Consider the following 13,915-nt stretch of genomic DNA (forward strand, 5'->3'; position numbering starts at 1 on the left):
GCCGCGCGGTTGATATACGTCACCAGCTTTGCGAGAGGGAAGTGCAGTTTCATGGCGTTTCGTACATTCAGTGGTCGCTTTTTGGCGGGTCTTGCGCTCACCGGCTTTATGCTTGCCGCCGCCGGCTGCCAATCGGGCGACAATGGCATCCTGAACCTCGGCATCGGCAAGAAGGATCCAACCGCGCCACCGCCGCCACAGGACCCCAAGATACTGGCCAGCCAGCTGCAGGCCTATTGTCCGAGGGTGACGGTGCGAGACGGCACGGCATTCTACAACACCTATTCCAAGGACGCCCAGAAGCCCAAGCCCAGGCTCAAGAAGACGGGAGACGCCGCGCAGGACGCTGCGGCCCAGGCTGAGGCCGACGCCGCCGCTGCTACTCCGCCCGACGAGTCGGCGAACATCATCTACCAGGCATCGGTCAGCGACGTGACACGCGACTGCAGCCGTGCCAACGGCCAGTTGACGATGAAGATCGCGGTCGCCGGCAAAATCGTGCCGGGACCGAAATTCTCGCCCGGCACCATCTCCATGCCGATCCGCACCGCCGTGATGCATGGCACCGAGGTCCTTTACTCGCAGCTTCACCAGTATCAGGTCCAGGTCACCGACCCCTCGGTCGCCACCCAGTTCGTCTTCACCGATTCCAATGTCGTCGTGCCCGAGCCGACGGCGCAGGACTATCAGGCCTTTGCCGGCTATGATGAAAACGCGCCGAAGGCAACGACGGACAAGCCGAAGAAGACCCACAGGAAGAGAGCTCCGGCGACGAATTAAGCGACGAACACAAGACATGGGCGGGCTATGTGAGGCCCTCCGGCCATTCTCTGGCCCCATGGACAACGGCGATGATTTCAATGTCGCTGCCGCGCACCCGGTAAACAACGATGTAGGGTGTCCGCGCTATCACAAGCTCGCGGGTTCCGCCCGCTCGCCCCTTGCGCCCGATCATGGGATTTGACGCCAAGAGTTCGTCGGTGCGGCCAATTAGCTAGATCATTTCAAGCTCAATCGTCATGGCGCAATTATCGCAGAGCCATCAGGGTTTTGAAGCGAAAAACCAGCCCCAAAATTGCAGCATCGCATCGTACAACTCTGAAGCACGAGAACGGTAGGCCGGCCGGGCGAGAAAAAGTCCCGCCACGAGGGCGGAATTCAATCATACCTCAGGCATCCGCCGACCACTCCGACAGCGCGGCGATCACGCTTTTCAGCTCAGCCCATCGGCGGATCACCGTTTCGGCGCCGGCCTCGGTCAGCGCGTCGGCATGGCCGGGATAGCTATGGGTGGCGCCGGTGAAGCCGATCACCCGCATGCCGGCCGCCCTGGCGCCGTGGACGCCGTGCACGGAATCCTCGATGACGAACGTGTTCGACGGGTTTGCGTTGAGTTTCTCCGCCGCGAACAGGAACACGTCTGGGGCAGGCTTGGTTTTTCCGGTCGGTGTTTCCATCGCGGAAAAAATGCGGTCCTTGAAGAAGGGCATCAGGTGAACCTTCTCCAGCATGAATTCGATCCGCTCCGAGCGTGAATTGGAACAGATGCAACGCTGCATTGTCACCGCGGCGACTGCCTCGCGCGCGCCATCGATGGCACGTACGTCGCTGCGCAATTTACGGTCGACCAGTTCTTCGGCGCGGTCGATCAACGATACCTGGAACGGGATGCTGGACTTCTCCTCGACCCGCATCATGATGTCCTTGAACGTCAGACCAGCGTAGGTCTCGGCGAGTTCTTCCGCGGAGATTTCGTACCCGGCTAGGGTAAGCAGCTCCGCCTCGACGCGAGCGGCGATGATTTCGGAATCGACGAGCACGCCGTCGCAATCGAAGATGACAAGGTCTGGCTGGGGCATGGTGATCCGGACAATGGGAGGATGAAGGGGGCCTCGGGAGGCTCAGGCGGCGCGGCATACACCAACAGGGCACCGTTCGCAAACTCTGCAGTCTTCACCGAATATTTACGCTGATCGGTAACCATAACGGAGAGTAAACAGTAACGCGTGCCTTGGGTGTCAGAATGTCTGCCGTGCGTCTTCTCGACGAGCTATCCCATGCCCCCCAGCAATCCGAATGGCTGGACACGATCCTCAAGGGCGACTGCGTCGCCGCGCTCGACCGGCTGCCCGAAAAGTCGATCGACGTCATCTTCGCCGATCCGCCCTACAATCTGCAGCTCGACGGCGACCTGCACCGCCCTGATCAGTCGAAAGTCGACGCCGTCGATGACGACTGGGACCAGTTCGAGAGTTTCGAGGCCTATGACGCCTTCACCCGTGCCTGGCTCTTGGCGGCGCGGCGGGTGCTGAAGCCCAACGGCACCATCTGGGTCATCGGCTCCTATCACAACATCTTCCGGGTCGGCGCCAAGATGCAGGATCTCGGCTTCTGGATCCTCAACGACGTGGTCTGGCGCAAGACCAACCCGATGCCGAATTTCCGTGGCCGCCGCTTTCAAAACGCGCATGAGACGATGATCTGGGCCTCGCGCGACCAGAAGGGCAAGGGCTATACCTTCAACTATGAAGCGATGAAGGCGTCCAACGACGACATCCAGATGCGTTCCGACTGGCTGTTTCCGATCTGCACCGGCGGCGAGCGGCTGAAAAACGACAATGGCGACAAGCTGCACCCGACGCAGAAGCCGGAAGCGCTGCTCGCCCGCATCATGATGGCCTCGACCAAACCGGGCGACATCGTGCTCGATCCCTTCTTCGGCTCCGGCACCACCGGCGCGGTCGCAAAACGCCTCGGCCGCCATTTCGTCGGCATCGAACGCGAGCAGGCCTATATCGACGCCGCCAATGAGCGCATCGATGCGGTGCGGCCGCTGGACGGTGCGGATCTCACCGTGCTTACCGGCAAGCGCGCCGAGCCGCGCGTCGCCTTCGTCAGCCTCATCGACACAGGGCTGATGATGCCGGGCGCGACGCTCTACGACGCCAAGAAGCGCTGGGCGGCCAAGGTGCGCGCCGATGGCACGGTGGCGATCGGCGACAGCGCCGGCTCGATCCACAAGATCGGCGCCGAAGTGCAGGGGCTGGATGCCTGCAACGGCTGGACCTTCTGGCACTATGAGCGCAGCGGCGGCCTCACCCCGATCGACGAGCTTCGCCGCATCGCACGGCTTGGCATGGAGCGGGCAGGGGCCTGAGCCCCTGCCAATGGTTTCGAATTCCGTTGGTTCAAAGGTTCAACGGATCGCTGGAATCACGCCTTGATTCCGAGACGCTCAAGATCGGCTTGAAGCGTCTTCGCATCGGTGAACAGCACCGACTGCCAGCCTGCCGCCTTGGCGCCGTCTACATTCTTCTGGCTGTCGTCGATGAACAGCGTCGCGGCCGGTTCGAGGCCGAATGCGGCGACGTGATGATCGTAGATGCCGCGATCCGGCTTGATCATGCCGATCTCGCCGGAAATGGTCACGCCGCGTGGCCGGTCGAGAAAATCGAAGCGCTCGCGTGCCTCGGCCAGCGTGTCGCTGGCGAAGTTGGTCAGCATGGTCACGTCGTGGCCGCCCTCGATCAGGCCGAGCATGATGGCGACGCTGTCGTCATAGGCGTGCGGCACCATTTCGTGCCAGTGGCGGCGGAAACCGCGGATGTTTTCCGCGTGATCGGGATGGTCCGCGATCAGCAGCGCCTCGGCCTCTTCCCACGTCCGGCCGCGGTCCTGCTCGATGTTCCAGTCATGCGTGCAGACATTGTCGAAAAACCACCTTCTCTCCTCGGCATCCGGAATGAGGCGGTTGAACGGAATGTTGGGATCGTAGTGGATCAGCACCCTGCCGATGTCGAAAACGATGTGGCGTATTTCAGTCATGGGGCCTCTTTGCATGGTGTGGCGACGGCTTTTTCGTCGCGCCGGGTATCGCAGCCTCGATTGCCTTTTTCATGACAGTGGGCAGCGCCTCGCCGGAAATCTCGTGGGCGAGCGACCAGAAATGCCCCTCCGGCGCATCACCTTTGATGTGGGCGTGAAAGACTTCGAGTTCGAGAGCGAAATGCGTGAAGACATGGGCAATCTGGCCGGCACGCCGCCAGTTGGCAGGGAAAGGCGCGGCCGCTTGCGTCGTGCCCCCATCGATCCGCGCGGTCCAGCCTGTCGTCGGCACCTCGGTCATGCCGCCAAGCAAGCCCTTCTCCGCCCGTTTGCGCAGAAGAATGGCACCGTCGCCCCGCACGGCGACGAAGGCTGCGCCGCGCCGCAGGGGCTTGTCGGCCTTGGGCAGGCGCACTGGGAAGTGCTCGGGATCGCCTGAAACGACCGCGCTGCAGTCTTCGCTAAGCGGGCACAGCATGCAGCGCGGTCGGCGCGGCGTGCAGATCGTGGCGCCGAGATCCATCATCGCCTGGGCGAAGTCGCCCGGCCTTGTCCCTGGCACCATGCGCTGGACGTAGGCACGGATTTCCGGCTTGGCCTCGCTCAGCGGCGTCGTGATCGAAAACAGCCGGGAGATGACGCGTTCGACATTGCCATCGACCACGGCGGCAGGGCGGTCGAAGGCGATTGCCATGATGGCCGCCGACGTATAGGCGCCGATGCCGGGCAGTTCTCTCAACCCCGTCTCGGTGTCGGGGAACCGGCCGCCACGCAGGGCCACCAGATCGGCACAAGCTTTGAGATTGCGGGCGCGGGAGTAGTACCCGAGCCCGGCCCAGGCTTTCATCACGTCCTCGGTCGGCGCCGCGGCCAGTGCCACGACGTCAGGCCACTTCTCGACGAAAACCCGGAAATAGGCCTTCACCGCTTCGACCGTGGTCTGCTGCAGCATGACTTCGGACAGCCAGATGCGATAGGGATCGGGCCTCACGCCCCGCGCATGCTCGCGTGGCGTGATCCTCCACGGCAGCTCGCGATGATGCACATCATACCAGCCGAGCAGGCGGTATGCGATATCGTCGCTATCTCCAGATGCGACTGGGCTGCTATCTCGGGATGCGGTCTTGCGGGTCTGGTCTGCTGGTGCCATTGATCGGGAATTGGCCTTGGCCGATACTGATGAAGGTTGTGGCTGGAGAACGTACATGGCAGGGAGAACGCCCTACGGCAATCCCGTCCCGGTCAGCGATCTCGCGACCAAGATCCTCGATCCGGTGCTGCGCAAGCGGGCCGGCATTTCGATCGGCCTCGTCCAGTCATGGGAAGAGATTGCCGGGCCACGGCTGGCCAGCCACTCGCGCCCCGAAAAAATCCAGTGGCCGCGCCGCATGCATGAGGACGATCCGTTCGAGCCGGCGGTGCTGGTCATCGCCTGCGAAGGCATGGCGGCGCTTCATCTGCAGCACGAGACCGGCGAGATCATCAACCGGGTCAACGCCTTCCTCGGTTTCACCGCCATCAGCCGCATCCGGATCCTGCAGAAGCCGGTGACAGCCGACAAGGGAAGGCGCAGACCGGCCCTCAGGCCGCTGACGGCGGCCGAGAAGACGAAACTGTCGGGGACCGTCGGCCTGGTCGACAATGATGAGTTGCGCGCCTCGCTGGAAAGACTTGGCGCGACCATTATCGGGGAGAGGAAGTCATAGACCCCCTGAAGAACGTCATGGATTTGTCGTCAATATCTCGCATTCGTGATCGCCCTTGTCAGGTTTCGCGATTGGATTGGGGATGGAGATGCCTTAATTCGCGCCAACTCTCGCCTTTTCGTGCCTTTGCATTGCAAAATCCAACCCTTGTCAGGTGATTCGTATGAACCGTCCCCCGTTCGGCCAAAGCTTGTCTCGCAGAAACGTCCTGTCTTCGCTGGCCGCCATTCCGGCGGTCGCCCTGCTCGCCGCCTGCAGCGACTCCAGCGAGGAAGCCAAGGCCGCGGATGTGAAGCCCGCGAACCCTGCCACTCCCGCGAAGCCCGCCACGCCGGCCGCCGCAACCGCGCCGGAAGCCCAGGGCACCGTGGATATGGCGGAACTGATGAAGCCGGGTGCGCTGCCCGACAAGCAGCTTGGCAAGGACGACGCCAAGGTTACCATCGTCGAATATGCCTCGATGACCTGCCCACACTGCGCGCATTTCGCCGAGACCACCTTTCCGGAACTGAAGACCAAGTACATCGACACCGGCAAGGCGCGCTACATCCTGCGCGAATTCCCGTTCGATCCGAGTGCCGAAGCCGGTTTCATGCTGGCGCGCTGCGCCAAGGATAACTATTACCCTATGGTCGACGTCCTGTTCAGGCAGCAGGCGAACTGGGTTGGCGTTCAGAACACCAAGGATGCGCTGCTGCAAATCTCGAAGCTCGCCGGTTTTACACAGGAGTCCTTCGAGGCCTGCTTGACGGACCAGAAACTTCTGGACGATGTGAGATCGGTCCAGAAGCGCGGCGCTAATGAATTCAAGGTCGACTCGACGCCGACCTTCTTCATCAACGGTAAGACCTACAAAGGGGCGATGTCGATTGAGGAAATGTCGGCCATCATCGACCCTCTGCTCTGATGTCCAGTCAGCACTGAGGCTGCGGCGCTCCGGCGTGCGCGGCTTCTTGTCGTGCCGCGAATTCCTTTTGCAAAACCGCGCAAACCCGCTTAATGGGCGGCGCGAATGAAGTTTTCGCGCCTTCGCCTCCTCGGTTTCAAGTCCTTCGTCGAGCCCGGCGAGTTCGTCATCGAACGCGGACTGACCGGCATTGTTGGGCCGAACGGCTGCGGCAAGTCGAACCTGGTCGAGGCGCTGCGCTGGGTGATGGGCGAAAGCTCCTACAAGAACATGCGCGCGTCCGGCATGGACGACGTCATCTTTTCCGGCTCGGGCACGCGCCCGGCACGCAACACCGCCGAAGTCACGCTTTTCCTCGACAACAGCGACCGTAGCGCGCCTGCAGCCTTCAACGATGCCGATGAATTGCAGGTCTCGCGCCGCATCGAGCGCGAGGCGGGCTCGCTTTATCGCATTAACGGCAAGGAGGCGCGCGCCAAGGACGTGCAGCTTCTGTTCGCCGACCAGTCGACCGGCGCGCGCTCGCCGTCGATGGTCGGCCAGGGCCGTATCGGTGAACTGATCCAGGCCAAGCCGCAGGCGCGCCGCGCCCTTCTCGAAGAGGCGGCCGGCATTTCCGGCCTGCACACGCGCCGCCATGAGGCAGAACTGCGGCTGAAGGCGGCCGAACAGAACCTCGAACGGCTGGACGACGTCGTCGGCGAACTGGAAAGCCAGATCGAAAGCCTGAAGCGCCAGGCGCGCCAGGCCTCCCGCTTCAAGAACCTGTCGGCCGATATCCGCAAGGCCGAAGCAACGCTGTTGCATCTGCGCTGGACGCTGGCCAAGACCCAGGAGGGCGATGCGCGCTCGGCACTTGCCGTTGCCACGGCGCTTGTCGGCGACCGCGCCGCCGCACAGATGGCCGCCGCCCGCGAGCAAGGCATCGGCGCTCACCGCCTGCCCGATCTGCGCGACGCGGAAGCCGCCGCGGCCGCTGCCTTCCAGCGCCTGTCGATCGCCAAGTCGCAGATCGAGGAGGAAGCCGGCCGTATCCGTGCCCGTCAGACCGAACTTGAGCGCCGGCTGCAGCAGCTCGACGGAGACATCGCGCGTGAGGAGCGCATGGTTCGCGACAATGCGGACATCCTCGAACGCCTGCGCACCGAGGAAGCCACGCTCAATTCCGAAAATGCCAGTGCCGCCGAGCGCGAGGCGAGCACCCGCGCCGCCTTCGAACAGGCGGCATCGACGCTTTCGCAAAGCGAGGCCAAGCTCGCCACGCTGACCGCCGAGCGGGCAGAGGCTGCCGCCGCGCGCAACCAGATCGAACGGACGCTGCGCGACACCGCCGAGCGCCGCGACCGCTTCGCGCGTCAGCTTGCCGACGTCGACCGCGAATTGTCGGAGATACTCTCCAAGGTCGCCGGCCTGCCGGATCCGGCCGAGAAGCGCGTGCTGGTCGAACAGGCCATGGCGCTGCTGGAGGAAGCCGAGGCTGCCGTATTGGAGGCCGAACAGTCGGTTATCGATGCCCGCGCCACCGAAAGCGCTGCCCGGCCGCCGCTTCAGGATGCCAGGGCCGAGCTGGCGCGGATCGAGACGGAAGCGCGTACGCTGGCCAAGATACTCAATGCCGCCAGCGGCGACCTTTTCCCGGCCGTGCTGGAACAGATCAGCGTCGAGCGCGGTTTCGAGACGGCGCTTGGTGCGGCCCTTGGCGAAGACCTCGACGTGCCGCTCGACCGCAGCGCGCCGGTGCATTGGGGCGAAAGCGGAATCCAGCCCGGCGACGCGGCTCTGCCCGAGGGCGTCAGGAGCCTTGCCAGCGTGGTTCACGCCCCGGCACAGCTCGCCCGCCGCCTGGCGCAGATCGGTATCGTTGTATCAGGCGATGGCCGCCGCCTGCGGGCCCTCCTTGCTCCCGGCCAGCGGCTGGTCAGCCGCGAGGGCGCGCTGTGGCGCTGGGATGGCTTTACCGCCAGTGCCGACGCACCGACCGCCGCCGCACAGCGGCTGGCGCAGAAGAACCGGCTGGCTGAACTCGATGCGGAGGCGATACAGGCGACGCTTGTCCTGCGTCAGGCCGAAGAAGCGTTGGCGCAGGCCGAACAAGCGCTTCGCCTGACGAGCGAGGCCGAGCGCAATGCGCGCCAGGCCGGTCGTGAAGCCCAGCATCGGCTGGACGCTGCCCGCAATGCGCTGGCTGAGGCCGAACGGGCCGGCGGCGAATTGCAGAGCCGCCGCGCCGCACTGGATGAGGCGCGTGCGCGCATCGTCGACAGCCATGAGGAGACCTCGGCGGCCTTCGCCGAGGCGGAAATGCTGCTGCAGGACGCGCCCGATCTCGGCGACCTGCAATTGCAGCTCGAACAGTCCTCGGCCAATGTTGCCCGCGACCGCGCCACGCTTGCCGATGCGCGTGCGGTGCACGAGGGTCTGCGGCGCGAAGCCGAGGCGCGCGCGCGCCGGCTCGATGCCATTGGCGCCGAGCGCGGCAACTGGCTGGAGCGGGCTGAAAACGCCTCGACACAGATCGCATCGCTTGGCGAACGCAAGGCCGAAGCCGAGGCCGAACGCGAGCGGTTGGCGGATGCGCCCGATGAAATCGACGCCAAGCGGCGCGCGCTGCTGTCGCAGCTCACCGAGGCCGAGACCTTGCGCAAGGGGGCGGCCGACCGTTTGCAGGAAGCCGAGAACCGGCAATCCGAACTGGACAAGGCCGCCACCGGCGCCATCCAGTTCCTGGCCGAGGCGCGCGAGACCCGCGTTCGCGCCGAAGAGCGGCTGACCGCGGCCGACGAACGCCGGCTGGAGGTCGAGGCACGCATCCAGGAGACGCTGAACACGCCGCCGCATCTGGTCATCCGCCATACCGGTCTGGAGGCTGACAGCCCGATGCCTGATATGGCCGAGATCGAGCGTCAGCTCGACCGGCTGAAGATCGAGCGCGAACGGCTGGGCGCCGTCAACCTGCGCGCCGAGGAAGAGCAGAAGGAGCTTTCCGACCGGCTCGAGGCGATCGTGTCGGAGCGCGAGGACATCATCGAGGCGATCCGCAAGCTCAGGCAAGCAATCCAGAGCCTCAACCGCGAAGGTCGTGAGCGGCTGCTCGCCGCCTTCGACGTCGTCAACAGCCATTTCCAGCGGCTGTTCTCGCATCTGTTCGGCGGCGGCACGGCGGAGTTGCAGCTGATCGAATCCGACGATCCGCTCGAGGCAGGGCTCGAAATCCTGGCCCGCCCGCCCGGCAAAAAGCCGCAGACCATGACGCTGTTGTCCGGCGGCGAGCAGGCGTTGACGGCGATGTCGCTGATCTTCGCGGTGTTCCTGACCAATCCGGCGCCGATCTGCGTGCTCGACGAAGTCGATGCCCCGCTCGACGATCACAATGTCGAGCGCTTCTGCAATCTCATGGACGAAATGGCAGCCACCACCGAGACGCGCTTCGTCATCATCACCCACAACCCGATCACCATGGCGCGCATGAACCGGCTGTTCGGCGTGACCATGGCCGAGCAGGGCGTCAGCCAGCTTGTGTCGGTCGACCTGCAAGCGGCCGAAGCGATGCGCGAGGCGAGCTGACGCGGCCCGCGCCACGCCGGCCCGTCTGGCTAGAAATAGGTTCGCGGCGCGACAAGGTTGTTCTGCTGGCGAACATAGAAACAATAGAAGCCGAATGCCGCGGCGAACCACATGAAAGCCTCACCCATAGCCAGCCGGTTGTTTGAATTGGTAAGGATGGTTAGGGCGAAGAAGACCAGTGTTGAGATGTAGCAGGACCATGCGGCCGGAGCGATAAGCTTGGCCCGCATCGCCAGCAGAACCTGCCTGGCCGACCACGTGTAGAGAAAGGCGAAGAACGCCAGTCCGACCACACCATAACGCACGGCAATCTCCAGATAACCGTTGTGGAAGACGTTGAAGATCATGGGATGATAGGTTCTGTGCTCCCATTCGGTCAGCCAGCTGGAACTGGCTCCGAAGATCGGGTGGCGTTTCCAGATCTCGATCGCATCCGCCCACAGCATCAGCCGTTCCTTGGCTGCAAATGGAACCGTATCGCTCGCGATGGCGCGGTCGAAGGCCGGGAGGACGCCATGCCTCAAGACATCCGGAACCAGGGCCTTGGCGAAGATCATGGTCTCGCCGGCGGTGGACGAGAAGATGTTGTGTGTTGCGACAACCCCGGCCGCCACGATCGCCAGCACGCCACCCGAAACCAACAGTTCGCGGCGATGGCCTCTCGCCAGGGTCATGACCGCCAACAAGAGCAGGACCAGCGCAAGCGCAAGCCAGACACCCTTTGACCGCATCCCAATGATGTTGACGAGGGCAAACAGCAGGACGGCTGTCGACAGCGCCCAATGCAGGTTCTTGGTTGCTTTCCTCAGGTCCGTTTTTTGGGCCGTGTATGCCATGAATTGTAGCGTGCAAAGGAAGATGAAACCGGCCGCCACCGACGCGTGGATAGGATTGTTGAAAAGCCGCGGCGCCGGTTGGATACCATGAAGCATGTCCGAATAGGGGGTGTCCGCCGCCAGGAAGACAAGACTGAGGATCATGAACCAGAGGACGAGCCGCGCGGGCTGCCTGACAAGCAGCAGAAACGCGAAGCCGGTCGTCGCGTAGAACAGCGGAAACAGGTAAATGCCTTCGGCGCCACCCAACTGGTGAGTGCCGAAATAGACGATCGCCAGTCGGATGAAGACATAGAGCGACCAACCTATGCACAGACCGCCGACCCAACCAATCAGCGGTTTGCTGTAGGTCCAAAGGTCCACCCTGAACCAGCGGACGACTGCGATCAAAGCGAGCGCCAGGCCCGCATAGCGGTAGGTGTCGGCCTCGCGCCAGACCGCGGAGACCAAAGCGAGAATAGCGAGTGCCGCAAGCAACAGAAGCAGGGTGTTGCGCGGCGCGTCGCCCCTGGCGTAGTCCGGGGTTTCTCGCGGCAAAGGGGGCCGCAGCAGGACGTGATGCAGGCGGCGCAGCTCTTCGCTGGCCCGCAACGCCCCGGCGCGTAGCCGGCTCGGCCCGCCAAGCCTTGCGAATTTGTAGCTTCCCGAGGGACCGGCTATGCCGGAAATCTTGCTGCTGGCGGCGAAGCCAAGCACGTTTTGGCGGACCGAATAGACTTTCAGGCCGGTATCCCAAAATCGTTCGAGTGCGACGTCCCATGGCATTTTCATTACGGCGAGCGCCGACAACAGTCCCCGCGCCCCCTCCCGCGTAACCAGATAGGCGGCCGCTGAGCCTTGCGGGCCATGCAGCGCGCGACCGATCTCGTCGCCTTCCGTCGTCTCGACAGCGCGCATGAAGAAGCTCATGCGATGGTTGATCAGCTTTATGACGTCGAAATCCGGGACCGCCGCGATGATGGCCTCGATGCGCGGTATGGTGTTTTCGCTGAAGAGGACGTCGTCCTCGACAATCAGGCCATGGGCGCCGCCACCGGCCAGGAACGTTTCCAGCGCCTGGATATGGCTGCGGTAACAGGCATATTCGCCGGGCAGAATGTCGCGCCCGCTTAGCTTGCGCGCGGTTGGAAGATCGATCTCCGTCCATTCCTCCTTAGCGAGGGCGCGGCCGTCGATGGCGGCAATGCGCTGCAAGGTCAGGCCGGCCGCCTCGGCGCTGGCGACCAATTCGCTCCAGCGACCGGTCTCGCGATCGAGGTTGATGGCGAAGATAGGAAGGTTCATTGAAGTTCCATTTTGAGCCGCCACCCCTCTTGGTCGATTCTTCGACGACCTTGTATGGAAAAGAGGGAGATGTTCAATACTATTCAGACCATGTGCAAAGTGACGATCCCCGTTTGCCGCGATTTGCACTGGGAGGCTCGAGCCACTCCAAACCCCTTCGGGCCAAAAGTGTTACCCATGTCTCCGGTATAAACCGTAACCCATGTGTCCGGAACGGACCTTAAAGGGATGGCTGGGGTTCTTGGAAGCTTTTCGAACTTTTTGGGGTCGTGTCCCCGCCGGGATTGCATGCGCTTATGGGAGAAATTCGGATATCAGATTCGATTTAGCACCTCATGGTCGGAATTTGAGTCCAGAGTTGGCGCGGCTTGGAACCAACATCGTCGGCATTGCCCCAGAAGGTCCCACGAACGATTTCCGACGGTGTGGATTTAGCGGTCGTATGCGGGTCTGTTTGATTGGGCTGGTGGAGCGTTGTCGGCACAATAATAGAATTCCGCACATAGTTTCCGTACACGAACAGCTCTTGATCCGCTGATTAAACCTGTACGGAGAACGGTCGTTTTCCGGACCTCGGTCGATGTCATTTTGAACTGCCTAGTCGACCCCGCCACGTCTCGGCTTGCGGAGCCGTTACCGCGTTCGTTTTGTGGCGACCGTGGCGCGGATGCGACACTGATCAGAAAATTAAGATGCTCTCAATAATATTTGGCAGTAGTTCTCAACTTGTGGACAATTCTCAGTTACAGAGTGTGAGTCGGCGAGAATGCGAATGTATAATAACATTAGCAACTCATAATACTTAGGTGGGGTAAGTTATAGTGGAATTGCTCGGCGGCGAGACGGTTCAACGCCTTTCTCAATCCGGCGAACGCACTGGGAGATCCGGGTTTCGATTGCATGGAAATCCGAGGGGCAACAGCGCGGCATCAGATTCGCGCATCGTGCGCGGAGGCCGCATGACCAAGTGCAAGGGCGAAGCTGCAAGCTATGCGCCAAATGTGGCGCATCTCGTCTCGACTGTCGCACGCAAGTGGGGCGCCCGGCTTCTGCCGGCCGCGCTGCTGATGGGACTTGCCGCAGGTTCGGCCAGTGGTGCCGACAGATACTGGGATCCCAACGGCACGGCAGCCAACCGCGGCGGCACGGGCATATGGGACACAAGCTCGTCTTTCTGGAGCCCCAACGGGGATGGCGTCAGCGGCCCGTACACCATCTGGAGCAACGCCGCGATCGATGACGCCATTTTCGGCGGCCCCAACGGCACCACCGCCACGGTGACGCTGAACACGCCGATCATCGCGCACAACCTCACCTTCGATCTCAACACCACCTATACGCTGACCGGCAGCACGCTGACGCTCGGCGGCGCGACACCGACGGTCACCACCGACGGCACCGCCACGATCAATTCGATTCTTGCCGGCAACGCGGGGCTGACCAAGGCGGGCGCCGGCGTCCTGACCCTCACCGGCGCCAACACCTTCAGCGGCGGCGTCAACGTCGCCGCGGGCACCCTGAGCGTCAGCGGCGATTCGTCGCTAGGCGCCGCGGGCAACGCCATCAATCTGTCCTCGGGTGCCACTTTTCGAAGCACACCGGCGCGCTAGCCGCTGGCCGCGTTGTTACGCTGCTCTCCGGCTCCTCCGCGATTGGTGGGGGCGTCGGCTCGGCCCACATCACCGGGACGGGTGGCTTTTCCCTGGTCGCAGCGACGACGCTGAGCGACGACACCAACGATTTCACCGGGGGGGTAGGTACCGATGGCTCCAACCTGTCCTTCACATCGATCG

At 63.1% G+C, this 13,915-nt stretch carries 11 protein-coding genes; 6 read left to right on the top strand and 5 right to left on the bottom strand.

Features of this window, described 5'->3' with window-relative positions:
• Positions 1 to 51: 51 nt before the first annotated feature.
• Positions 52 to 780 (top strand): hypothetical protein, encoded by a 729-nt coding sequence (locus NKH03_RS12375; RefSeq protein WP_352968563.1) that lies wholly within the window; start codon positions 52 to 54, stop codon positions 778 to 780.
• Between the two features lie 25 nt (positions 781 to 805).
• Here NKH03_RS12375 and NKH03_RS12380 read toward each other — a convergent pair whose 3' ends face one another.
• On the bottom strand, positions 806 to 970 hold the full coding sequence (locus NKH03_RS12380) for a type II toxin-antitoxin system RelE/ParE family toxin (RefSeq protein WP_352968564.1): 165 nt from the start codon (positions 968 to 970) through the stop codon (positions 806 to 808).
• Positions 971 to 1,169: 199 nt separating this feature from the next.
• Entirely contained in the window at positions 1,170 to 1,859 is a 690-nt protein-coding gene (locus NKH03_RS12385) for an HAD family hydrolase (RefSeq protein ID WP_352968565.1), read from the bottom strand.
• Between the two features lie 164 nt (positions 1,860 to 2,023).
• Between NKH03_RS12385 and NKH03_RS12390 the strand changes: the two genes are divergently transcribed.
• A complete protein-coding gene (locus NKH03_RS12390) occupies positions 2,024 to 3,157 on the top strand; it encodes a site-specific DNA-methyltransferase (protein ID WP_126068412.1) in 1,134 nt (377 codons plus the stop codon).
• Positions 3,158 to 3,213: 56 nt separating this feature from the next.
• Here the strand turns inward: NKH03_RS12390 and NKH03_RS12395 are convergent, their stop codons facing one another.
• Together NKH03_RS12395 and mutY are read right to left on the bottom strand one after the other, a co-directional pair.
• Complete coding sequence (locus NKH03_RS12395) at positions 3,214 to 3,825, bottom strand: HAD family hydrolase (protein ID WP_352968566.1); 612 nt, start codon at positions 3,823 to 3,825, stop codon at positions 3,214 to 3,216.
• Entirely contained in the window at positions 3,818 to 4,975 is a 1,158-nt protein-coding gene (gene mutY, locus NKH03_RS12400) for an A/G-specific adenine glycosylase (RefSeq protein WP_352968567.1), read from the bottom strand. Before mutY ends, NKH03_RS12395 begins: the two co-directional genes overlap by 8 nt.
• Positions 4,976 to 5,030: 55 nt before the next feature.
• Here mutY and NKH03_RS12405 point away from each other — a divergent pair, with 55 nt between their 5' ends.
• The 3 genes from NKH03_RS12405 (at position 5,031) to smc (ending at position 10,002) form a co-directional block, all read left to right on the top strand.
• Positions 5,031 to 5,531, top strand: coding sequence for a DUF721 domain-containing protein (locus tag NKH03_RS12405; RefSeq protein WP_352868822.1), 501 nt, complete (start codon positions 5,031 to 5,033; stop codon positions 5,529 to 5,531).
• 163 nt (positions 5,532 to 5,694) lie between these two features.
• Positions 5,695 to 6,438 carry a DsbA family protein gene (locus tag NKH03_RS12410; protein ID WP_352877529.1) on the top strand — a complete coding sequence of 248 codons (744 nt, stop codon included), beginning with the start codon at positions 5,695 to 5,697 and terminating at the stop codon, positions 6,436 to 6,438.
• Between the two features lie 105 nt (positions 6,439 to 6,543).
• Positions 6,544 to 10,002 carry a chromosome segregation protein SMC gene (gene smc, locus NKH03_RS12415; protein WP_352968568.1) on the top strand — a complete coding sequence of 1,153 codons (3,459 nt, stop codon included), beginning with the start codon at positions 6,544 to 6,546 and terminating at the stop codon, positions 10,000 to 10,002.
• A 29-nt stretch (positions 10,003 to 10,031) separates the two neighbouring features.
• Here smc and NKH03_RS12420 read toward each other — a convergent pair whose 3' ends face one another.
• Positions 10,032 to 12,122 carry an O-antigen ligase family protein gene (locus NKH03_RS12420; protein WP_352968569.1) on the bottom strand — a complete coding sequence of 697 codons (2,091 nt, stop codon included), beginning with the start codon at positions 12,120 to 12,122 and terminating at the stop codon, positions 10,032 to 10,034.
• A 959-nt stretch (positions 12,123 to 13,081) separates the two neighbouring features.
• Here NKH03_RS12420 and NKH03_RS12425 point away from each other — a divergent pair.
• The gene (locus NKH03_RS12425) at positions 13,082 to 13,732 is read left to right on the top strand and encodes an autotransporter-associated beta strand repeat-containing protein (protein WP_352968570.1); all 651 of its coding nucleotides are present in this window, start codon (positions 13,082 to 13,084) and stop codon (positions 13,730 to 13,732) included.
• The last annotated feature ends 183 nt before the right edge of the window (positions 13,733 to 13,915 follow it).

The sequence above is a fragment of the Mesorhizobium sp. M1406 genome (genome assembly GCF_040317555.1).
Classification (GTDB): Bacteria; Pseudomonadota; Alphaproteobacteria; order Rhizobiales; family Rhizobiaceae; genus Mesorhizobium.